Raw genomic sequence first — 20,538 nt, forward strand, 5'->3', positions numbered from 1 at the left:
AAGGCGGGAGCGGACCTCGGGTCTCGGGGCGGTGGTTCCCCCCGCCGCAGCACGAGGAGGGGTCGAGACCGGCTCGGCCGTATACACCTGTTCCGCTCCTCCCGGGGCGTCCGTTCATCGGCACCGTACTTGACGACAAGCCTGAATGACTCTGTTCTTGCCTTGCGCGCATTGTCGGGTTGTACGGGTCCGTCGTGCCGAGTAGCGCAGCAATCCACCCCCACGGGTGAAAGACGATCGAAAGTCAGGATGGGTTGCCTCAGGAGCGTAGCTGCTTCAGACGCGAGATCGCATCGTTGAGCACCTCTGTTCGCTTGCAGAACGCGAAGCGTACGTAGGGAGTTCCCCTTTCCTTCGCGTCGTAGAACACCGCGTTGGGGATCGCGACCACCCCGCAACGTTCCGGCAAGGAGCGGCAGAAGTCGAATCCGTCGGTTGCGCCGAGTGGGCGAATGTCGGTGGTCACGAAGTACGTGCCGGCCGGGCGGAAGACCCCGAAGCCGGCCTCCCGCAGACCTCCCACCAGCAGGTCCCGTTTGGTCCGCAGGTCGGCGGCAAGATCGAGAAAATAGCTGGTCGGCAGCCGCAGCGCCTCGGCCACCGCGTATTGGAACGGGCCGGCCGAGACGTACGTGAGGAATTGCTTCGCTGTTCGCACTGCGTTCACCAGATCGTGTGAAGCGGTGACCCAGCCCACCTTCCAGCCGGTGAACGAAAACGTCTTGCCCGCGGAACTGATGGTCACAGTTCGGTTGCGCATTCCTCTGAATGTGCTCAGTGGCAGGTGTTCGCCGTCGAAGACCAGGTGTTCGTACACCTCGTCGGTGATCACCAGAAGATCGCGTTCCACCGCCAGCTCGGCGACGGCGGCCAGCTCGTCGCGGGTCAGTACGGTGCCGGTGGGGTTGTGCGGCGTGTTGAGAAGGATCAGCCGGGTGCGGTCGGTGACCGCGGCACGCAGCTCGTCCAGGTCCAGCATGAACCTCGACCCCTCGGGACGCAGCGTGACCGGCACCCGGGTGCCGCCCGCCATCGCGATGCAGGCGGCGTACGAGTCGTAGTACGGCTCCAGGGCTATCACCTCGTCGCCCGGCTCGACCAGGGCGAGCAGCGAGGCGGCGATCGCCTCCGTCGCGCCCGCGGTCACCAGCACCTCGGTGTCCGGGTCGAACTCCAGCCCGTACCGGTCGCGTTGGTGGTCGGCGATGGCGGTGCGCAGCTCCGGGATGCCCGGACCCGGCGGGTACTGGTTGCCGCGGCCGTCCCGTAGCGCCCGTACCGCGGCCTCGCGCACCTCCTCGGGGCCGTCGGTGTCGGGGAAGCCCTGGCCGAGGTTGATGGACCCGGTGCGGGCGGCGAGCGCGGACATCTCCGCGAAGATCGTCGTGCCGAAACCGTCGAGGCGCCGATTGAGCAGAGGCCGAGTCATGCCAGCTATCCTCCGGCGAACCTCTGGACTTCCTCAACTCCCCATTACCGGCGCGCCGTCGCGGGCATGACCCGGAGCACGGATCGAAGCGCCTCGTTTCGGGGGAGTTCGGGGGAGTTGGGGAAGGTGAGGTGGGCGACATGCCCTACCTGGTGGGACTGGTCATCTGTGCGTGCATCGCGTTCATGGTGGTCGCGGCCATAGCGTCGGCCACCCGGCCGGATCTCGACGGCGCGGCGTCCCGCCGGGGGCGCACGGAGGCGCGCGGGGGGTCTGCCGACGGGGCGTCAGAGGAGCGGTAGCGGCCGGGCGAGCACAACTGCGCGTGGCGCTTGCCGCTTCGCATATGCGGCTGGAGCGGATGTGGTGAACACCTGAACAGGTACGTGCCCGTGGGGATGTAAACCGCACTTGGATGGGTAAAACCGCTACGCGCGCTACGAAATTCATGATTCCGTATTGATTCCCGGACCCCCGTGGACACGAACCGGTGGACGTCCCCCTGGGCCGGTCCTCCACATGCCCTCCCGCGCGTCCCCGCGAGGGAGCCAGGGGACGGGCCGGCCCACCAGCCCCTGCGTGACCCTCGCGTGCTTGCGGAGCCGACCCATGCTCAGGACCCTTCAAACCGCCTATATCGACACCCGCGCCGGGGATCTCGCCTGGCGGCTCGGCAAGGAACCGCTGCCCGCGCTCGCCGTCGTCAACCTGGAACTCGACTTGGGGCCGCGTCCTTCGCGTACCGCGGGCAATTGCCGAATTCAGGTGCAGATGCGGCTGCTTGGCGCCTCCCACCAGGTGCTGCTGAACGCTTCGAACGGCGGTTGCTCGGAGACCGTGGCCTGTATGCCGGGCAGCAGGACGCCGCTGCCGCTGGGCGTCGCGGAGCGCATCGGGGACTGGGAGTACGAGTTCGCGGCGCGCGTGGAGACGCTCTCCCGCGGCTCGTTCGCGGGCCGTGCCCAGGAGCTGCTGGCGCTGGTCGCCGACCATCCGCACGGGCTCGCCGGGCGCTTCCCCGGCGACCCCAACGCCTTCACCGCGATGCTGGTGCAGCGCGACCCGGACGGCGGCGGCGAGGTGCACTGGCGCACCTGGCACGCCTACCCGACGGAGGGGCGGCTGGTGACCACGAGGTCACGGGTGACGGGGTTGCGGTGAACGGTTCCGCGGCCGGGCGTTGCGCGGGGCGCGACCGGTGGTGCGGCCGACCGTCAACGCGCCGTCGGCAACTGCCGATTGCACCCCTGTGGGTGACCGGGGCGACGCGCAGAGTGACGTAGCGTGCACTCATGATCGACGTGCCCCCGTCCTTTGCCCGGTTGCCGGTCTCGGTCAGCCTCGGGCGTGCGCTGGTGCTTGGCTCGGTCTTCGTCTGCGCCGCCTGTGGACTCGTCTACGAACTCGAACTCGTCGCGCTCGCCTCGTACTTGGTGGGCGACTCGGTCACCCAGGCGTCCGTCGTGCTCTCCGTGATGGTCTTCGCGATGGGGATCGGCTCGCTGCTGGCCAAGACCATCCGGTGCCGGGCCGCGGTCGGCTTCGCGCTCATCGAGTCGCTGCTGGCGCTGATCGGCGGGCTGTCCGCGATGGCGCTCTACGCGAGTTTCGCCTGGCTCGGGCAGTCCAGTTCGGCTCTCACGGTGTTCGCCTTCGCGATCGGGCTGCTGATAGGCGCCGAGGTGCCCTTGCTGATGACGCTCATCCAGCGGATCAGACGGCAGGACGCGGGCGGCGCGGTGGCCGAGCTGTTCGCCGCGGACTACGTGGGCGCGCTGGTCGGGGGGTTGGCCTTTCCGTTCGTCCTGCTGCCGTTCCTGGGGCAGGTGACGGGCGTGCTGCTGACCGGGGCGGTGAACGCGGGGGCTGGCGCGGCGACGGTGCTCGGGTTGTTCCGGCGTGATCTGAGCGGACGGGCACGCGGCTGGCTGATGGGGGTGAACATCGCGGTGCTGGTGGTGCTGGCGACCGCCGCGGTGTTCGCGGGGCCGTTCGAGCGGGCCGCGCGGCAGGCGGTCTACGGGGGCGACGTACGGCTGGCGGTGCGCACGGACGTACAGGAGGTGGTGCTCACCGGCTCGCCCGCGGGGCGTCCGCTGCGCCTCTTCCTCGACGGGCGGCTGTCGGCCTCCGGGCGCGACGAGTACCGGTACCACGAGGCGCTGGTCCACCCCGCGATGGCCGGGCCGCACCGGCGGGTGCTGATCCTCGGCGGCGGCGACGGGCTGGCGCTGCGCGAGGTGCTGCGGTACCCGGATGTGGCGGCGGTGACGCTGGTGGAGGTGGACCCGCAACTGGTGGACCTGGCGCGCGGTGACCCCGGCCTGAGCGCGCTGAACCGTCACTCCTTCGCTGACCCGCGGGTCCGGGTGGTGACCGCGGACGCCTTCGACTGGCTGTGGGAGCGGCGCCGGCCCGGCACGTACGACGTGGTGATCGAGGATCTGCCGGACCCGGGCATCTCCCGTAGCGCCAAGCTGTATTCGCAGGAGTTCTTCGGACTGGCGGCGGCGGATCTGGCCCCCGGCGGGCGTCTCGCGGTGCACGCGGGCCGCCCGCAGCGGTTCTGGACGGTCGACGCGACGGCTCGCTCCGCGGGTCTGCGCACCACGGACTACTGGGTCCCGGCGGGCGCCACGCCCTGGTGCTTCCTGCTGGCCGCCCGTGATCCGGTCGCCGCCCACCTGTCGGCAGACGCCCCGCCCCTGCGGTCCCTGACCCCGGCCACCCTGCGCGCCGCCGTCCGCCTGGCCGCGATTTCCCGCCCGCCAACCCCTTCCTCCCCGTCCACGCTGATGCGACCCCGGTACGGAGACTGACCTGCCTCCAGCGCGGCGGTTGAGACGGCAACGACTTCCCGCCGCGGCGGCGCGCGGCCGCCGCCCCGTGACCCCGGGGCAGAACCCGGGACGCTGCCCATGAACGCGGCGTCCCGGTAGGCTCCGGCGGTATGGAGCACGAGTCGTACGTCCCATTCCCGGTCGAGACCGTGCGGCGGGCACTGAGCGAGCCCGACAGGGTCGCCCGGTGCGTCTCCGCACTACAGCGCGACGCGGCCGCCGCCGTGCCCGGCGGGCTCGCGGGACGGCTGCGGCTGCGCATCGGCGGCTCCACCATCACGTACCGCGGCAGCCTGCGGATCGCCGCCTGTGACGGCGGCTTCGAGATCGAGGGCGAGGGCGCCGAAGCCCGCGGCGGTGGCACGGTGAAACTGGCGCTGGTCATCGGGCTCGACCCGGAAGGCCGCGGCACCCGGCTCGGCTTCTCCGGCGCCGTGCAGGCCGAGGGCCGACTCACCGAGTACGACCAGCCGACCGTGGAAGCCGCCGGTCGCCGTCTGCTGGATCGTTTCGTTTCCGACCTCACAACGGATCTGGAAGCCGAACCCCCCGCCGAGTTCGCCCCGCCCGCGCAGGAGGCGTCCGCGCAGGGCGTGCTGCTGCCGGGCGATGTCGACATGGACGACATGGACGACGCCGAGGACGTGGAGCTCTCCGAGCTGCCCGAACTCTCCGAGGAGGGTGAGGAGTTGGAGCTGGTCGAGGTCGACGTACCGGAGACCCCCGCCGGTCTGGAGGACGACCCGCATCCACGCGCCGACGTGCCCGCCGAGGCCGCGCACGCGCGCCGCACCATGATCGGCCGCAGTGCGGAGGAGGTCGACCACGCGCCGCCGCGCGGCCGTTACGCCCCGGTGGCCGCGCCGACCACCAGCTCGACCGGCGACACCCTGCGCTGGGCCGCACCGGCCGCCGCCGCGCTGCTCGCCTCGGCCGTGGTGGTCGGCCGGGTGCTGCGCCGCCGCCGCTGACAGGCCCTAGATTCGAGGGCATGCACCAGACACCAGAACCGGTCCGGCTCACGGCCGGAGACGTCGAACTGACCGTGCGGCCGGACGCCGGCTGCGGCATCAGCGGCCTGCGCGTCGGCGGTACCGAACTGCTGCGGCAGGGCCCGCGCTACGGCTCGTTCGTCATGGTCCCGTGGTGCGGCCGCACCGATAACGGGCGGTTCCGCAACGGCGGCGTGACCCACCAACTGCCCATCGACGCCGCCCCGCACGCCATCCACGGCACTGGACGCCATGCGACGTGGACGCAGTCCACACAGGGGGAGCGCACCGCCTCGTTCTACTACGACCTCACCGACCCCTGGCCGTACGAGGGCCGCGTGACACAGGTCTTCGAGCTCACCGAGAACGAACTGCGGCTCACCCTTGGAGTGGAGACCGCCGAGGTGTCCTTTCCGGCACAGGCAGGCTGGCACCCGTGGTTCCTGCGCAATCTCGGCGCGGGCGGCCAGGACGCCACCATCGACTTCGCGCCCGCCTGGCAGGAGGAGCGCGGCGACGACCACCTGCCGACCGGCCGCCGGATCGACCCCCAGCCGGGCCCGTGGGACGACTGCTTCGGCATGCCGGACGGCGTCGATGTGACCCTCACCTGGCCGGGCCAGCTGAGGGTCAAGGTGACCAGCCCCGCCGAGTGGGTGGTGGTCTACGACGAGCAGCCGGAGGCCATCTGCGTCGAGCCGCAGTCGGGGCCGCCGAACGGCCTCAACACCCATCCGCGGCTGGTCACCCCGATCGATCCGCTGGAGATCACGACGGTCTGGGCGTGGGAGCGGCTCGGCTAGTCTCATGGGCATGACTGACGCCCGTGACGCCCTGCTGCAGCAGATCAAGGACAAGGCCGTGGTGCACGGCAAGGTGACCCTCTCCTCCGGCAAGGAGGCCGACTACTACGTCGATCTGCGCCGGATCACCCTCGACGGCGAGGCGGCGCCGCTGGTCGGCCAGGTGATGCTGGACCTGACCGCCGACCTCGACTACGACGCGGTGGGCGGGCTGACCCTCGGCGCCGACCCGGTCGCCGCCTCGATGCTGCACGCCGCCGCGGCGCGCGGGCGCAGGCTGGACGCGTTCGTGGTCCGCAAGACCGGCAAGGCGCACGGGCTCCAGCGCCGGGTGGAGGGTCCGGACGTCAAGGGCCGCCGGGTGCTGGCGGTCGAGGACACCTCGACCACCGGCGGTTCGGTGCTGACCGCGGTCGAGGCGCTGCGCGAGGAGGGCGCCGAGGTCGTCGGTGTCGCGGTGATCGTGGAGCGCGGTGCGGCCCCGGCCATCGCGGAGACCGGGCTGCCGTACTTCCAGGCGTACAGCCTGGCCGACCTCGGCCTGGATTGATCGCTGGCGCACGCTCCTGACCTGCGCTTATCGGGAAGCGGTGGCTGTTTCACGTGAAACGGCCACCGCTCACGCGTAAGTGTGATAGCTGCCGTATGGAGGTTGAGCGGGAGTCTGCGAAGATGAGGGCGACGATGACGTAGCCACGTCTGTACGAGACCCGCGGACCCCCAAGGAGCGGACACATGCCCATCGCAACCCCCGAGGTCTACAACCAGATGCTCGACCGGGCGAAGGCAGGCAAGTTCGCCTACCCGGCCATCAACGTGACCTCGTCGCAGACGCTGCACGCCGCGCTGCGCGGCCTCGCCGAGGCGGAGAGCGACGGCATCATCCAGATCTCCACCGGTGGCGCGGAGTTCCTGGGCGGCCAGTACAAGAAGGACATGGTGACCGGCGCGGTGGCGCTGGCCGAGTTCGCGCACATTGTCGCGGAGAAGTACCCGGTCAACGTGGCGCTGCACACCGACCACTGCCCGAAGGACAAGCTGGACGGCTACGTCCGTCCGCTGCTGGCCATCTCCCAGGAGCGGGTGGCCAAGGGCCTCAACCCGCTGTTCCAGTCCCACATGTGGGACGGCTCGGCGGAGAACCTGAACGACAACCTCGCCATCGCGCAGGAACTGCTCGCCGAGGCCGCCAAGGCGAAGATCGTCCTTGAGGTCGAGATCACCCCGACCGGCGGCGAGGAGGACGGCATCTCGCACGAGATCAACGACGAGCTGTACACGTCCGTCTCGGACGGCATCCGTACCGCCGAGGCGCTCGGCCTGGGTGAGAAGGGCCGGTACCTGCTGGCCGCGTCGTTCGGCAACGTGCACGGTGTGTACAAGCCGGGCAACGTCGTGCTGCGGCCGTCGATCCTGAAGGAGCTTCAGGTCGCGGTGGGCGAGAAGTACGGCAAGCCCAACCCGTTCGACTTCGTCTTCCACGGCGGCTCCGGCTCGACGATCGAGGAGATCAACGAGGCGCTGGAGAACGGCGTGGTGAAGATGAACATCGACACCGACACGCAGTACGCGTTCACGCGGCCGGTCGCGGGGCACATGTTCAAGAACTACGACGGTGTGCTGAAGGTCGACGGCGAGGTCGGCAACAAGAAGGCCTATGACCCGCGCACCTGGGGCAAGGCGGCTGAGGAGGGCATGGCGGCGCGTGTCGGCGTCGCCGCGCAGAACCTCCGCTCCGCGGGCAACAAGCTGAAGTAAGGCCCGGTTCGGGGGGCCGCGGCCCCCCGAATCCCTCGGGGCCCGCGCCCCGGACGCCGAAACCCCCATCTCCCCGGCCGCCCGCGGTCGGGGAGCGGGCAGACTGGGGGTATGGCCATTCATGAGAACCTGCTCGGGGGGCCGCCCCCGACCCATCTGCCCGACGATCCGGAGCCGCGTGAGCTGCTCGCCTCGGGCACCTCGCCGGCGGACGTCGCCGCGAAGTACCCCTCCTCCTCGCTGGCCTGGGCACAGCTCGCCGATGACGCCTTCGAGGCCGGCCGGGTGGTGGAGTCGTACGCCTACGCCCGTACCGGATACCACCGCGGCCTGGACGCACTGCGCCGCAACGGCTGGAAGGGCCATGGGCCGGTGCCCTGGGAGCACGAGCCCAACCGCGGCTTCCTGCGCTCCCTGCACGCCCTCGGCCGCGCCGCACAGGCGATCGGCGAGAACGAGGAGCACGAGCGCTGCGCCGCCTTCCTGCGCGACTCGTCCCCGACGGCAGCTGACACGCTGAGCTGAACCCCGTACGCCAAGACCTGTCTGGCCCCGCCGCCAGGCAGGTCTTGCCGTATCCCGGTCACTGCCCGCATGATGCGCATGGGCCGGGCGGCACGTCGATCGTGTGCGCGGGTCCGAGGGGACCGGGGCTCCGACGCCGATCGGGAAGGAGCAGACCGCTACCCGGTGGCGCAAGCAAGGAGACAGCGATGTCCCACCACCCCGACTCCGACGAAGCGGGGGCGCAGACACCCAACCTCGACTTCGAGGGCACCACCCCCTACGACGACTACGTACAGGCCGACGTCCTCACCCATCTGCAGCACCCGCTCTCCGACGACCCGGGCGAGATGGTCTTCCTGGTGACCACCCAGGTGATGGAGCTGTGGTTCACCGTCATCGTCCACGAATGGCAGACCGCCGCCGAGGCGCTGCGCCAGGACGACCTGCCGACCGCCCTCGCGGCGCTGCGGCGCAGCACCTATGAGCTGGAGTCGCTGAACGCGTCCTGGAAGCCGCTGGCCCATCTCACGCCCGTTCAGTTCAACTCGTACCGCAGCGCGCTGGGCGAGGGATCCGGGTTCCAGTCGGCGATGTACCGGCGCCTTGAGTTCCTGCTCGGTGAGAAGTCCAGCTCGATGCTCGTCCCGCACCGCGGTGCCTCGCGGGCGCACGCCGAACTGGAGAAGGCGCTACAGGAACCGAGCCTGTACGACGAGGTGCTGGGCTTCCTGGCCCGCCGCGGCCACCCGGTCCCGGCCGCGGCGCTCGACCGCGACGTCGCGCAGCGCTACGAGGCGGACCCGGCGGTGGAACGGGTCTGGCAGCGGATCTACGCGGGACCGCAGGACAGCCCGGAGGCGCGGCTCGGCGAGGCGCTGACCGAGGTCGCCGAACTGGTGTGGCGCTGGCGCAACGACCACCTGGTGGCCACCCGCCGCGCGATGGGCGCCAAGCCGGGCACCGGCGGTTCCGCGGGCGTGGCCTGGCTGGAGAAACGTGCCCGCAAGAACGTCTTCCCCGAGCTGTGGACGGCCAGAAGCCATGTCTGACGCACTGCTTAGCCGTGCTGAACGGCTGGACGCCGATGACCAACTGGCCAAGATCCGCGAGCGGTTCGCCCTTGAGGCCCCATCTGATCAGGCGGCCGGCGACGCGGGCGTGTACCTGGACGGCAACTCGCTCGGCGCGCTGCCGCACGGCGTGGCCGCCAGGCTCCAGGACGTGGTGGAGCGCGAGTGGGGGCGGCTGCGCATCCGCTCCTGGGACGAGAGCGGCTGGTGGACCGCGCCCGAGCGGGTCGGCGACCGGATCGCCCCGCTGATCGGTGCCGCGCCGGGCCAGGTGGTGGTCGGCGACTCCACCAGCGTGAACGTCTTCAAGGCGCTGGTCGGCGCGGTGCGGATGGCACCACAGGACCGGGACGAGGTGCTGGTCGACGCGGCCACCTTCCCCACCGACGGCTACATCGCCGCGTCGGCGGCGCGGATGACCGGCCGTACGGTGCGCCCGGTCCGCGCCGTCGACATGGCGGCCGAGATCGGGCCGCGTACCGCCGTGGCGCTGGTCAACCACGTCGACTACCGCACCGGGCGGCTGCACGACCTGCCCGGCACCACCGCCGCCGCGCACGCCGCGGGCGCGCTGGTGGTGTGGGACCTGTGCCACAGCGCCGGGGCGCTGCCGGTGCGGCTGGACGCGGACGGGGTGGACCTGGCCGTCGGCTGCACGTACAAGTACCTCAACGGCGGGCCGGGCGCGCCGGCCTACCTCTACATCCGGCGGGAGCTGCAACCGCGGTTCGACTCCCCGCTGCCCGGCTGGAACTCGCACACCGACCCGTTCGGCATGCGACCCGACTACGAACCGGCGGACGGTGCGCCGCGCGGCAGGGTGGGTACGCCGGAGATCCTGTCGATGCTCGCGCTGGAGGCGGCACTTGAGGCGTGGGACGGGGTGGCGATCGAGGAGGTGCGGCGCAAGAGCCTGGCGCTGAGCGACTTCTTCCTGGAGTGCGTCGCCGCGCTCGTGCCGGACGGCCTGGTCGAGTCGATCACGCCCGCCGAACACGCGCTGCGCGGCAGCCAGGTGTCGCTGCGCTGCGAGCGCGCGGGCGAGGTGATGGCGGCGCTGATCGAACGGGGTGTGGTGGGCGACTACCGGCGCCCCGATGTGCTGCGGTTCGGTTTCACCCCGCTGTACACGCGGTACGTGGACGCGCTGCGCGCCGCGCGCACCCTCGCGGACGTGCTGCGGTGACGCCGCCGGACGAGGAGGCGGCGCTGCTGGCGCTGCCGCCCGCCCCGGCGGAGCGGAGCCTGCGGTACGGGCCGCATCCCTCGCAGGTCATCGACTACTACGGGCCGGGTGGCGGGCGGCGGCTGACCGTGCTGCACGGCGGCTTCTGGCGGGAGGCGTACGACCGCGCCCATCTGTCGCCGCTGGCCGCTGAGTTGGCGCGGCACGGCTATGCGGTGGCGCTGGCCGAGTACCGCCGGGTCGGCGGGGGCGGTGGCTGGCCCGCGACGTTCGACGACGTGTCCCAGGCGGTCGAGACCGCGTGGGACGGCGCGCCGCAGGTGCTGTTGGGCCACTCGGCGGGCGGTCAGCTCGCCCTGTGGGCCGCCGCGCGGGGCGGGGCGAGCGCGGTGGTGGCGGTGTCGCCGGTTGCGGACCTCGGATACGCGCGGGAGTCGCGGCTCAGCGGAGGGGCGGTGGACGAACTCCTGGGCGCCGAAGGCGAGTTGGCGTCCGTCGACCCGATGCGGCTGCTGCCGCTCACCGCTCCGACGGTGCTGTTGCACGGTACGGCGGACCGCGACGTTCCCGTCGAGGTCTCACGCCGGTACTCGGGTGCCTCCGGCGCGGTGCTGCACGAACTGGCGGGCGTCGGCCACTACGCGCCGCTGATCCCGGGGTCCCCGGCCTTTCCGCGGCTGCTGGCGGCCCTGGCCGAGGTGGCTTAGGGGCGAGCCCCCCGATGGAAGGAGCCCGCATGGATTTCGACCCCCGGTCGCCCGAGTTCATCGCCGACCCGTACCCCGCCTACCGGCGGCTGCGGGAGCGGGGGAGAGCGATCTGGTACGAGCCGACACGCCAGTGGCTGGTCCCGCACTACGCGGACGTCAGCGCCGCCCTGCGGGACCGTCGCCTGGGGCGGACGTACCTGCACCGCTTCACGCACGAGGAGTTCGGCCGCACCCCGCCGCCCGCCGCACACGAACCGTTCCACACGCTCAACGGCAACGGGTTGCTCGACCTTGAGGCCCCGGACCACACCCGGATCCGGCGGTTGGTCGCCAAGGCCTTCACCCCGGCGACGGTGCGCCGTCTGACCCCCACCATCGACAAGCTCGCCGCGGAACTCGTGGACGCCCTGTGCGCCGACGGCGGCGGCGACCTGCTGGCCGGGGTGGCCGAGCCGCTGCCGGTCGCCGTCATCGCCGAGATGCTGGGCATACCGCCCGCCGACCGGGGGCTGCTGCGTCCCTGGTCGGCGGCGATCTGCGGCATGTACGAGCTGAACCCGGACGACGCCACGGCCACCGCCGCTGTCCGTGCCAGCCTGGAATTCTCCGCCTATCTGCGGGAGTTGATCGCCGCGCGGCGGACCGCCCCGGGTGACGACCTGATCAGCGCGCTGATCGCCGCGTACGACGAGGGGGACCGGCTCTCCGAGCAGGAGATGGTCTCCACCTGTGTGCTGCTGCTGAACGCGGGCCATGAGGCTACCGTCAACACCACCGCCAACGGCTGGTGGACGCTGCTGCGCCACCCCGACCAGCTCGAACTGCTGCGTGCCGAACCGGGGTTGCTGCCCACCGCCATCGAGGAGCTGCTGCGGTACGACACCCCGTTGCAGTTGTTCGAGCGCTGGGTGCTGGACGACATCGAGATCGGCGGCACCACCATCCCGCGCGGCAGCGAGGTCGCGTTGCTGTTCGGCTCGGCGCACCGGGACCCGGTCCGCTTCGCCGACCCGGACCGGCTGGACCTGGCCCGCGCCGACAACCCGCATCTGGCGTTCGGCGCGGGCATCCACTACTGCCTGGGCGCACCGCTGGCCCGCATCGAACTCGCCGCGTCCTTCGGGGCGTTGCTGCGTTCGGCGCCGGGCCTGCGGCTGGTGCGCGAACCGGAGTGGCAGCCGGGCTACGTCATCCGGGGGCTGCGCGAGCTGCTGGTCGAGGTCTGACCCGTCACCCGATGTCGCGGCGGCGCAGGGCGGCGAGCCCGGCCGCCGTCAGCACCGCGGCCAGCGCGGTGAGCCACACCAGTGGCGCCGCGGCCACCGGCGCGGACGGCACCCTCGGCAGGTGCGTGAAGGCGGACAGGTCGAGCGCCCACCGGCTGAGCCTCAGCAGCGGCCCGTACAGCCCGAGGGTGAGCGTCAGCGAAACCACGGTCCAGCCGGCCAGGGCCAGTCTCGGTACCGCGCCGAGGATCAGCACCGCGACGGCGGCGACGAACAGCACCGCGGGCAGCTGGACCAGCCCGGCCCCGGCCATCCGCGGCAGTTGGCCGCCCACGTCGCCGACCGCCGCCCCGTAGCCGACGCCCAGCGCCAGCCCGCCGACGGCCAGCAGCGCGGCGGATCCGGCCGCGGCGACCAGCAGCTGCGCGGCGGCCCAGCGGATCCGGCCGACCGCCGCGGCGAGCACCGGTTCCGCCCGCCCGCCGGTCTCCTCGCCGCGCAGCCGCAGCACCGCCTGGACGGCGTAGACGGCGGCGAGCATGCCCAGGAAGCTGACCATGGTGGCCAGGAAGGAGTCCACCAGGTTGTGCGTGCCGCCCAGGCTGTTCAGCTCGTCGGCGACGGACTTGTTGCCGTTGCCCAGGGACACCGCGCCCTTGGTGATCGCCCCCAGCACCAGGCCCGCGACGGCGTAGCCGGACAACCAGCCGCACAGTGCCCCGCGTTGCAGCCGCCAGGCCAGCCCGAACACACCGGTCAGCCGCCGCCCGGCGCCCTCGGGACCCGGCCGGGACGGCAGCAGTCCGGCGTCCAGGTCCCGCCGGGCGACCAGCGCGTGCGCCAGCGCGACCAGGGCCGGCACCGCACCGGCGAACAGTCCGAGCACCCACCACCGCTCGCCCGCGTACGGGCGCAGCCGCTCCGCCCAGCCCAGCGGGGAGAGCCAGGCGGCCCAGCCGGGACCGCCGGGACCGGCGGCGTCGCCGGTGGCGCGCAGCAGATAGCCGACGCCCAGCAGGGCGCCCGCGATGCCCTTGGCGGCCCGTGCGCTCTCGGTGAGCTGTGCGGTGACCGCGGCGACGGCCGCGTAGCAGCAGCCCGCGCCGCCGAACGCGAGCCCGAACGCCAGTGCTCCGGTGGCGCCTTGGGGCAGCAGGCCGAGGGTGACGATGGCGGCGAGGGCGAGTGAGGTGCCGAAGCCGGTGAGCAGTGCGGCGGCCAGGGGCGCCCGCCGTCCGATGGCGCCCGCGCCGAGCAACTCCAGCCGCCCGTCCTCCTCTTCCTCGCGGGTGTGCCGCACCACCAGCAGCAGTGCCATCAGCCCGGCCAGCGCAGGGCCTGTCGACCCCATGCGCCAGGCGGTGAGCCCGCCGATGCCGGTGTCGTAGACGGGGCCGTAGAGCGCGCGCAGCGAGCCGTTGGCGGCCATGCTGGCGGCGAGTGAGGTGCGGCTGGCCTGGGTGGGGTACAGGCCGCTGATGGCGGACCGCATCGCGATGGCCAGCAGGCCGAGCGGGAGCACCCAGGCCGGGATCATGATCCGGTCGCGCCGCAGTGCCAGCCGGACCAGGGCGCGGGTGCCGGTGAGGTCGTTCATCGGGCCGCCGTCTCGCTCCGGTAGTGGCGCAGGAAGAGCTCGTCGAGCGTGGGCGGGGTGCAGTTGAGGGCGCGGACGCCGACCGAGGTGATCTGCCGTAGTACGGCGTCGAGTTGGTCGGTGTCGACCTGCAACGCGACGCGCTCGCCGTGGACGTCGAGGTCATGGACGCCGGGCAGACGCGCGAGTCCGTTGGGCGGACCGGCGAGTTCGGCGGTGATGGAGGTGCGGGTCAGGTGCCGCAGCTCGGCGAGGGTGCCGGTCTCCACGGTGCGGCCCCTGCGGATGATGCTGACCCGGTCGCACAGGGCCTCGACCTCGCTGAGGATGTGACTGGAGAGCAGGACGGTGCGGCCCCGGTCGCGCTCCTCGCGCACGCACTCGCGGAAGACCTCCTCCATCAACGGGTCGAGCCCTGACGTCGGTTCGTCGAGGATGAGCAGCTCCGCGTCGGAGGCGAACGCCGCGACGAGGGCGACCTTCTGCCGGTTGCCCTTGGAGTAGGCGCGGCCCTTCTTCGTGGGATCGAGTTCGAAGCGGCGCAGCAGCTCCTGCTTGCGGTGCTGGTCCAGGCCGTCGCGCAGTCGGCCGAGCAGGTCGATGACCTCGCCGCCGGACAGGTTGCGCCACAGGGTGACGTCTCCGGGGACGTACGCCAGCCGCGCGTGCAGCCGTACCGCGTCGCGCCAGGGGTCGCCGTCGAGCAGCCGCGCCTGGCCCCGGTCGGCGCGCAGCAGGCCGAGCAGCAGCCGGATGGCGGTGGACTTCCCGGCGCCGTTCGGCCCCAGGAAGCCGTGGACCTCACCGCGTGCGACGGTCAGGTCGAGCCCGTCCAGCGCCTGGGTGCGGCCGAACGCCTTGTGCAGGCCGGTCACCTCGATTGCCGAGTTCATGGTTTCGAAGCTACGCTGGTTTCAGAAAGTTGTGAAGTTAGAGAATCGTATAGTGATCGCCATGGCAGACCAGCAACGGGACGAAGAAGCCGTCGACCGGTTCGTGGAACGATTCGCCTCCGAACTCGTGGAGGCGGGCATGCAGCGGATGCCCGCCCGGGTGTTCGCCGCCCTGCTGGTCGCCGACGACGGTGCGCTGACCTCCGCGGAAGTCGGCGAACGGCTCAAGGTCAGCCCGGCCGCCGTCTCCGGCGCGGTGCGCTACCTCGCGCAGGTCGGCCTGATCAGCCGGGAGCGGGAACCCGGCTCACGGCGCGAGCGGTACCGGCTGCACAGCGACCAGTGGTACGAGACGTTCACCCGTCGCGACCGCTTCCTCACCCGGCTGGAGAGCACCCTGGCCTCCGGCGTCGATGCGGTCGGCGGCAGGACCCCGGCGGGGGAGCGGATCGCCGAGACCGCCGACTTCTTCGCCTTCCTGCAACGGGAGTGGACCAAAACGATGGAGCGCTGGCGCGCGGAACGCTCGGGCCGCTAGGGACTCCGGCGGTTCTTGGCGGATCGCGGTTCGTCCGACCACGGCGGCGGAGACCGGCGGCGTCGAACGAACCGCAACCCCGACCGCGTGATCCCCCGGCGGCTAACGGGGAACCGTCAGCCGCCAGGCGTCGGCCTGTACCGTCCAGGTCCTGGTGCGCACCGGGCCGGTCAGCGACTCGTCGGCGTGGTAGCGGAAGTCCCGGCCGGAGATCGTCACCGCCTGGGCGCGCACCCGCAGCGGGCGGCCGCTGGTCTGCTGCACGTAGACGTCCGCCAGACCCCCGGTCGGGGAGCGCACCGACACCTCGTGCACCGGGCGGTCCAGGTCGGCCAGCAGCACCCCGTCCGCCTCCACCCGCAGCCGGTGCCCCGGCGACTGGCCGGGGCCGCCGGTCAGGGTGCGCAGCAGCGAACGGGCGCCGCGCTCAAGCCAGTTGCGCCGGGGCGGCGGGGCGGGCCAGGACGGGATCCGCAGCGTACCCAGCACGATCCCGCCGCTCTCGTCGAGCAGCAGGTCGAGGTCGCGCACCGCGCCGTCCAGCGCCGCGCGGGCCGCCGCCACCGTGGACGCCGGCACACCCAGCCGTCGGGACAGCGCCAGTTCGGAGCGCTGACCGACCGGCACCATCGACAGCGCCGCCTCGCCCAGCGCGCCCTCCAGATGCAGCAGTCGCACCGTGCGCAGCAGCGCGTGATCGTCGCCGATCACCACCGGACGGCGGCGACCGCGGTGCACCAGCGCCCGGCGCAGTTCCTCGCCGCTGTCCGGAAGACAGACCTTCAGCGACGACGCGCCCGCCCGCAGGACGTCCTTCGCGATGCGCACCGATTCACCGTCCAATGTGCGGGCCGCGGGGTCGATGACCACCAGCAGCGGAAGCCCGGCCGAGGCTTGAGCCGACACCTTCGTCCTTCCTCAGGTAAAATCTCGGTGCAAGAGCCCCTTGCGCCTTTGCGCCAGGGGCTTCGTCTATTCCGGGGCACCGGTTCGACGGCTCTTACGCACGTTGGACATGCCCCGCCCGGAAGGGGTGTACGCCTGTGCCCGCACTTGTGCTGCTCGGTGCTCAGTGGGGTGACGAGGGCAAGGGAAAGGCCACCGACCTGCTCGGTGGCTCGGTTGACTACGTGGTCCGCTACCAGGGCGGCAACAACGCCGGTCACACGGTGGTCGTCGGCGACCAGAAGTACGCGCTGCACCTGCTCCCATCCGGGATCCTCTCCCCGGGGTGCACCCCCGTCATCGGCAACGGAGTCGTCGTCGACCCGGCGGTCCTGCTTTCTGAGCTGAGTGGACTCCAAGCGCGTGGTGTCGACACCTCCAAGCTCCTGATCAGCGGAAACGCCCATCTGATCACCCCGTACCACCAGACCCTGGACAAGGTCACCGAGCGCTTCCTGGGCAAGCGCAAGATCGGTACCACCGGCCGCGGCATCGGCCCGGCCTACGCCGACAAGATCAACCGGGTCGGCATCCGGGTGCAGGACCTGTTCGACGAGTCGATCCTGCGGCAGAAGGTCGAGGCCGCGCTGAACGACAAGAACCAGATCCTGGTCAAGATCTTCAACCGCCGGGCCATCTCCGCCGACAAGGTGGTCGAGGAGTACCTGGGCTACGCGGAGCAGATCCGCGACTACGTCGCCGACACCACCCTGGTGCTGAACCAGGCGCTGGACGAGGACAAGGTCGTGCTGCTCGAGGGCGGCCAGGGCACGCTGCTCGACGTGGACCACGGCACGTACCCCTTCGTGACCTCCTCCAACCCGACGGCCGGCGGTGCCTGCACCGGTTCCGGTATCGGCCCGACCCGCATCTCGCGCAGCATCGGCATCCTCAAGGCGTACACCACCCGGGTCGGCGCGGGTCCGTTCCCGACCGAACTGTTCGACGAGGACGGCGAGAAGCTGCGCACCATCGGCGGCGAGCGGGGCGTCACCACCGGCCGTGACCGCCGCTGCGGCTGGTTCGACGCGGTGATCGCCCGGTACGCCACCCGGGTCAACGGGCTCACCGACTTCTTCCTCACCAAGCTCGACGTGCTCACCGGCTGGGAGGAGATCCCGGTCTGCGTGGCGTACGAGATCGACGGCAGGCGCGTCGAGGAACTCCCGTACAGCCAGACCGACTTCCACCACGCCAAGCCGGTCTACGAGACGCTGCCCGGCTGGAACGAGGACATCACCAAGGCGAAGACCTTCGACGACCTGCCGAAGAACGCCAAGGCGTATGTGAAGGCCCTGGAGGACATGTCCGGCGCCCCGATCTCCGCGATCGGCGTGGGCCCGGGCCGGGACGAGACGATCGAGATCAACTCGTTCATCTGAGGCACCGGCCTGGCACCGCTTCGGCCACTGCCGTTGACAACATGTCGACGGCAGTGGCCGAAGCCATACAGGCTGAGCATTTCGGCGTGCGGTCGCGGCTCCTTACGCTGGGCGGCATGACAGCCCCTCTCGCAGATCCCGAGCGCGGCGCTGCCGTCAAGGCCGCGGACCGTGCGCATGTCTTCCACTCCTGGTCCGCGCAGGCGGTCATCGACCCGCTGGCGGTGGCCGGGGCCGACGGCTCCTACTTCTGGGACTACGAGGGCAACCGCTACCTGGACTTCTCCTCCCAGCTGGTGAACACCAACATCGGGCACCAGCACCCCAAGGTGGTCGCCGCCATCCAGGAACAGGCCGGGAAGCTGGCCACCTTCGCGCCCGCGTTCGCGATCGACGTACGGTCCGAGGCGGCGCGGCTGATCGCCGAGCTGACCCCGGGCGACCTGAACAAGATCTTCTTCACCAACGGCGGCGCCGAGGCGGTGGAGAACGCGGTGCGGATGGCCCGGCTGCACACCGGGCGGCACAAGGTGCTGTCGACCTACCGGTCGTACCACGGGGCGACCGCGGCGGCGATCAACCTCACCGGTGACCCGCGCCGCTGGGCGTCCGACACCGGCTCGGCCGGGGTGGTGCACTTCTGGGGGCCGTTCCTGTACCGCTCGCAGTTCCACGCCGACACCGAGGCGCAGGAGTGCGAGCGGGCGCTGAAGCACCTTGAGGAACTGATCGCCTTCGAGGGCCCGCAGACCATCGCCGCGATCATCCTGGAGACGGTCCCCGGCACCGCCGGGATCATGGTCCCGCCGCCCGGCTATCTGGCGGGGGTACGGGAGATCTGCGACCGGTACGGGATCGTCTTCGTCCTCGACGAGGTGATGGCGGGCTTCGGGCGCACCGGCAAGTGGTTCGCCGCGGACCACTGGGGGGTCGTCCCGGACCTGATGACCTTCGCCAAGGGCGTCAACTCCGGTTACGTGCCGCTCGGCGGGGTGGCGATCTCCGAGCGGATCGCGGAGACCTTCGCCCACCGCCCGTACCCGGGCGGACTCACCTACTCCGGCCATCCGCTGGCCTGTGCCTCGGCCATCGCGACGATCAACGCGATGCGGGAGGAGCGGATCGTGGAGAACGCCGCCGAGATCGGCGAGCGGGTGCTCGGGCCCGGCCTGCGGGAGCTCGCCGCGCGGCACGAGTGCGTGGGGGAGGTGCGGGGGATGGGTGTCTTCTGGGCGCTGGAACTGGTCAAGGACCGGTCGACCAGGGAGCCGCTCGTGCCCTACAACGCCTCCGGCGCGGACGCCGCCCCCATGGCGGAGTTCGCCGCCGCGTGCAAGCGGGGTGGGCTGTGGCCGTTCGTGAACATGAACCGGACGCATGCGGTGCCGCCGTGCAACGTCTCCGAGGCGGAGGCCAAGGAGGGGCTCGCCGTCCTGGACGCGGCGCTGTCCGTCGTGGACCCGCGATGATCCCGCCCGTTCGCCGCGGCATCAGTGCCAGGAGGCCAGCAGGTCCCCCAGGGGCATCGCCGGACAGACGTTGACCCGAGCCTGGAGTTCGCGGAACAGCGGTTCCGTCACCGCGGGCAGCTGCGTCGCGTCGCGGAGGTCGAAGACCAGCAGAACCGTCCGTACCCCGTCCGCGTAGAACGCGTACGCCGCCTCCGGCCGCACCCGCTCGGCCAAGCGCCGCAGCGTCTCGCGCAGCGTCCCGGACTCCAGCGCCCGGCTCCCCGCCTCGGCCTCGATCTGGATCGTCATCAGCGTCCGCACGTAGCCCATCGTCCGGCCGCGCGGCGCCGCGCACCCGCCCCGCGGGCCGAACGGGTGGTGGCGCTGGTCACGTGGCGGAGTACCGGCCGTCGGCCCGGGTAGCCGCCTCGCATATCTTGTCCCGGGCACATCAGGCCCCCGGGGCCCAGGAGCGAGGAGGCGGCATGCCGGGCAGCACGCCGGTTCGGCGCAGCAGTCTGCGCCAGCAGATCGCCGACGCGCTGCGCGACGAGGTCCTCACCGGACGGCTGGCCGCCGGACGCCACTTCACCGTCAAGGAGATCGCCGACCTGTACGGCGTCTCGGCCACCCCGGTGCGCGAGGCGCTGGTCGACCTCGCGGCGCAGGGCCTGCTGGACGTCGAACACCACCGCGGCTTCCAGGTGCGGCAGTTCACCCACGACGACTACCGCGGCCTGGTCGAGGCCCGCACGCTGGTGAGCGAGGGGATATTCCGCCGGCTGGCCGCGCACGGCCCGCTGCTGCTGCCCGACGAGGGCATGGCGTCGGTGCGCCGCCGCGCGGAGGCCGCCGCGAGCGCCGCCCGGGCGGGTGCGCTGGACGTACTGATCGGCTGCGACCTGCGCTTCTGGCGGGAGTTGGCGGTGCTCACCGCCAACACGCACGTGTGTGAGTTCCTGGACCGGCTGCGGGTGCAGTCGTGGGTGTTCGCGGTTCCTCTGCTGCGTCGCGAACCGGATCTGGCGGGAGTGTGCTGGACCGAGCACGTCGCACTGGCGGACGCCATCCGGGACGGCGACACGCAGGGCGCGCGCCGCATAGTGGAGGCGTACAACGAGCACTCGCTCTCCCTGATGCGGCGACTCGTCGAGCGGCACGGCGACGGCCGCTGACTGCCGGCTGACGCCCCCCTGACGTACGGCACGGGT

The 20,538-nt window shown here is 71.6% G+C and carries 21 protein-coding genes; 16 read left to right on the top strand and 5 right to left on the bottom strand.

Annotation, left to right across the window (positions count from 1 at the left end; translation table 11 throughout):
• Positions 1–259: 259 nt before the first annotated feature.
• Positions 260–1,429, bottom strand: a complete 1,170-nt coding sequence (locus tag P3G67_RS19895) for a pyridoxal phosphate-dependent aminotransferase (RefSeq protein WP_276094641.1) — start codon at positions 1,427–1,429, stop codon at positions 260–262.
• Between the two features lie 140 nt (positions 1,430–1,569).
• On the opposite strand from P3G67_RS19895, the gene P3G67_RS19900 reads away from it, so the two are divergent.
• The 12 genes from P3G67_RS19900 (at position 1,570) to P3G67_RS19955 (ending at position 12,521) form a co-directional block, all read left to right on the top strand.
• On the top strand, positions 1,570–1,731 hold the full coding sequence (locus P3G67_RS19900; RefSeq protein WP_276094642.1) for a hypothetical protein: 162 nt from the start codon (positions 1,570–1,572) through the stop codon (positions 1,729–1,731).
• 307 nt (positions 1,732–2,038) lie between these two features.
• Positions 2,039–2,590 (top strand): DUF2617 family protein, encoded by a 552-nt coding sequence (locus tag P3G67_RS19905; RefSeq protein WP_269858636.1) that lies wholly within the window; start codon positions 2,039–2,041, stop codon positions 2,588–2,590.
• A gap of 131 nt (positions 2,591–2,721) precedes the next feature.
• Positions 2,722–4,248 (top strand): polyamine aminopropyltransferase, encoded by a 1,527-nt coding sequence (locus P3G67_RS19910; RefSeq protein WP_276094643.1) that lies wholly within the window; start codon positions 2,722–2,724, stop codon positions 4,246–4,248.
• 131 nt (positions 4,249–4,379) lie between these two features.
• Positions 4,380–5,240 carry a CoxG family protein gene (locus tag P3G67_RS19915; protein ID WP_276094644.1) on the top strand — a complete coding sequence of 287 codons (861 nt, stop codon included), beginning with the start codon at positions 4,380–4,382 and terminating at the stop codon, positions 5,238–5,240.
• A 20-nt stretch (positions 5,241–5,260) separates the two neighbouring features.
• Positions 5,261–6,064, top strand: coding sequence for an aldose epimerase family protein (locus P3G67_RS19920; RefSeq protein WP_276094645.1), 804 nt, complete (start codon positions 5,261–5,263; stop codon positions 6,062–6,064).
• A gap of 4 nt (positions 6,065–6,068) precedes the next feature.
• Positions 6,069–6,614 (top strand): orotate phosphoribosyltransferase, encoded by a 546-nt coding sequence (gene pyrE, locus P3G67_RS19925; RefSeq protein WP_269858640.1) that lies wholly within the window; start codon positions 6,069–6,071, stop codon positions 6,612–6,614.
• A gap of 185 nt (positions 6,615–6,799) precedes the next feature.
• Positions 6,800–7,822: a class II fructose-bisphosphate aldolase gene (fbaA, locus tag P3G67_RS19930; RefSeq protein WP_269858641.1), complete on the top strand. Its 1,023-nt coding sequence runs from the start codon at positions 6,800–6,802 to the stop codon at positions 7,820–7,822.
• 111 nt (positions 7,823–7,933) lie between these two features.
• Entirely contained in the window at positions 7,934–8,347 is a 414-nt protein-coding gene (locus P3G67_RS19935; RefSeq protein ID WP_276094646.1) for a DUF3151 domain-containing protein, read from the top strand.
• Positions 8,348–8,535: 188 nt separating this feature from the next.
• Positions 8,536–9,378 carry a tryptophan 2,3-dioxygenase family protein gene (locus P3G67_RS19940; protein ID WP_276094647.1) on the top strand — a complete coding sequence of 281 codons (843 nt, stop codon included), beginning with the start codon at positions 8,536–8,538 and terminating at the stop codon, positions 9,376–9,378.
• Positions 9,371–10,585 (top strand): kynureninase, encoded by a 1,215-nt coding sequence (kynU, locus tag P3G67_RS19945; protein ID WP_276094648.1) that lies wholly within the window; start codon positions 9,371–9,373, stop codon positions 10,583–10,585. Before P3G67_RS19940 ends, kynU begins: the two co-directional genes overlap by 8 nt.
• Positions 10,582–11,292: an alpha/beta hydrolase family protein gene (locus P3G67_RS19950; RefSeq protein WP_276094649.1), complete on the top strand. Its 711-nt coding sequence runs from the start codon at positions 10,582–10,584 to the stop codon at positions 11,290–11,292. The genes kynU and P3G67_RS19950 overlap by 4 nt, the downstream gene beginning before the upstream one ends.
• 29 nt (positions 11,293–11,321) lie before the next feature.
• A complete protein-coding gene (locus P3G67_RS19955; protein ID WP_276094650.1) occupies positions 11,322–12,521 on the top strand; it encodes a cytochrome P450 in 1,200 nt (399 codons plus the stop codon).
• 4 nt (positions 12,522–12,525) lie between these two features.
• Here P3G67_RS19955 and P3G67_RS19960 read toward each other — a convergent pair whose 3' ends face one another.
• Both P3G67_RS19960 and P3G67_RS19965 read right to left on the bottom strand, forming a co-directional pair.
• Positions 12,526–14,118: an ABC transporter permease gene (locus tag P3G67_RS19960; protein WP_276094651.1), complete on the bottom strand. Its 1,593-nt coding sequence runs from the start codon at positions 14,116–14,118 to the stop codon at positions 12,526–12,528.
• Entirely contained in the window at positions 14,115–15,011 is an 897-nt protein-coding gene (locus tag P3G67_RS19965) for an ABC transporter ATP-binding protein (RefSeq protein WP_276094652.1), read from the bottom strand. Before P3G67_RS19965 ends, P3G67_RS19960 begins: the two co-directional genes overlap by 4 nt.
• 61 nt (positions 15,012–15,072) lie before the next feature.
• Here P3G67_RS19965 and P3G67_RS19970 point away from each other — a divergent pair, with 61 nt between their 5' ends.
• Positions 15,073–15,549 (top strand): GbsR/MarR family transcriptional regulator, encoded by a 477-nt coding sequence (locus tag P3G67_RS19970; protein WP_276094653.1) that lies wholly within the window; start codon positions 15,073–15,075, stop codon positions 15,547–15,549.
• 102 nt (positions 15,550–15,651) lie between these two features.
• On the opposite strand, the gene P3G67_RS19975 is transcribed toward P3G67_RS19970, so the two are convergent.
• A complete protein-coding gene (locus tag P3G67_RS19975) occupies positions 15,652–16,455 on the bottom strand; it encodes a diacylglycerol kinase (protein WP_276094654.1) in 804 nt (267 codons plus the stop codon).
• Positions 16,456–16,592: 137 nt separating this feature from the next.
• On the opposite strand from P3G67_RS19975, the gene P3G67_RS19980 reads away from it, so the two are divergent.
• Complete coding sequence (locus P3G67_RS19980; protein ID WP_276094655.1) at positions 16,593–17,876, top strand: adenylosuccinate synthase; 1,284 nt, start codon at positions 16,593–16,595, stop codon at positions 17,874–17,876.
• 116 nt (positions 17,877–17,992) lie between these two features.
• The gene (locus P3G67_RS19985) at positions 17,993–19,345 is read left to right on the top strand and encodes an aspartate aminotransferase family protein (protein WP_276094656.1); all 1,353 of its coding nucleotides are present in this window, start codon (positions 17,993–17,995) and stop codon (positions 19,343–19,345) included.
• A gap of 21 nt (positions 19,346–19,366) precedes the next feature.
• On the opposite strand, the gene P3G67_RS19990 is transcribed toward P3G67_RS19985, so the two are convergent.
• Complete coding sequence (locus P3G67_RS19990; protein WP_276094657.1) at positions 19,367–19,648, bottom strand: hypothetical protein; 282 nt, start codon at positions 19,646–19,648, stop codon at positions 19,367–19,369.
• Between the two features lie 164 nt (positions 19,649–19,812).
• On the opposite strand from P3G67_RS19990, the gene P3G67_RS19995 reads away from it, so the two are divergent.
• Entirely contained in the window at positions 19,813–20,502 is a 690-nt protein-coding gene (locus P3G67_RS19995; RefSeq protein ID WP_276094658.1) for a GntR family transcriptional regulator, read from the top strand.
• The last annotated feature ends 36 nt before the right edge of the window (positions 20,503–20,538 follow it).

Origin of the sequence: Streptomyces silvisoli, assembly GCF_029269905.1 — a bacterium.
GTDB lineage: Bacteria > Actinomycetota > Actinomycetes > Streptomycetales > Streptomycetaceae > Streptantibioticus_A > Streptantibioticus_A silvisoli_A.

Excerpts from the sequence above, each read along its gene's own strand:
- kynU (WP_276094648.1), top strand. The coding sequence starts at position 9,371 with ATGTCTGACGCACTGCTTAGCCGTGCTGAACGGCTGGACGCCGATGAC.
- fbaA (WP_269858641.1), top strand. The coding sequence starts at position 6,800 with ATGCCCATCGCAACCCCCGAGGTCTACAACCAGATGCTCGACCGGGCG.
- P3G67_RS19915 (WP_276094644.1), top strand. The coding sequence starts at position 4,380 with ATGGAGCACGAGTCGTACGTCCCATTCCCGGTCGAGACCGTGCGGCGG.
- pyrE (WP_269858640.1), top strand. The coding sequence starts at position 6,069 with ATGGGCATGACTGACGCCCGTGACGCCCTGCTGCAGCAGATCAAGGAC.
- P3G67_RS19940 (WP_276094647.1), top strand. The coding sequence starts at position 8,536 with ATGTCCCACCACCCCGACTCCGACGAAGCGGGGGCGCAGACACCCAAC.
- P3G67_RS19995 (WP_276094658.1), top strand. The coding sequence starts at position 19,813 with ATGCCGGGCAGCACGCCGGTTCGGCGCAGCAGTCTGCGCCAGCAGATC.
- P3G67_RS19960 (WP_276094651.1), bottom strand. The coding sequence starts at position 14,118 with ATGAACGACCTCACCGGCACCCGCGCCCTGGTCCGGCTGGCACTGCGG.
- P3G67_RS19935 (WP_276094646.1), top strand. The coding sequence starts at position 7,934 with ATGGCCATTCATGAGAACCTGCTCGGGGGGCCGCCCCCGACCCATCTG.
- P3G67_RS19920 (WP_276094645.1), top strand. The coding sequence starts at position 5,261 with ATGCACCAGACACCAGAACCGGTCCGGCTCACGGCCGGAGACGTCGAA.
- P3G67_RS19895 (WP_276094641.1), bottom strand. The coding sequence starts at position 1,429 with ATGACTCGGCCTCTGCTCAATCGGCGCCTCGACGGTTTCGGCACGACG.
- P3G67_RS19910 (WP_276094643.1), top strand. The coding sequence starts at position 2,722 with ATGATCGACGTGCCCCCGTCCTTTGCCCGGTTGCCGGTCTCGGTCAGC.
- P3G67_RS19985 (WP_276094656.1), top strand. The coding sequence starts at position 17,993 with ATGACAGCCCCTCTCGCAGATCCCGAGCGCGGCGCTGCCGTCAAGGCC.
- P3G67_RS19905 (WP_269858636.1), top strand. The coding sequence starts at position 2,039 with ATGCTCAGGACCCTTCAAACCGCCTATATCGACACCCGCGCCGGGGAT.
- P3G67_RS19970 (WP_276094653.1), top strand. The coding sequence starts at position 15,073 with ATGGCAGACCAGCAACGGGACGAAGAAGCCGTCGACCGGTTCGTGGAA.
- P3G67_RS19955 (WP_276094650.1), top strand. The coding sequence starts at position 11,322 with ATGGATTTCGACCCCCGGTCGCCCGAGTTCATCGCCGACCCGTACCCC.
- P3G67_RS19965 (WP_276094652.1), bottom strand. The coding sequence starts at position 15,011 with ATGAACTCGGCAATCGAGGTGACCGGCCTGCACAAGGCGTTCGGCCGC.
- P3G67_RS19900 (WP_276094642.1), top strand. The coding sequence starts at position 1,570 with ATGCCCTACCTGGTGGGACTGGTCATCTGTGCGTGCATCGCGTTCATG.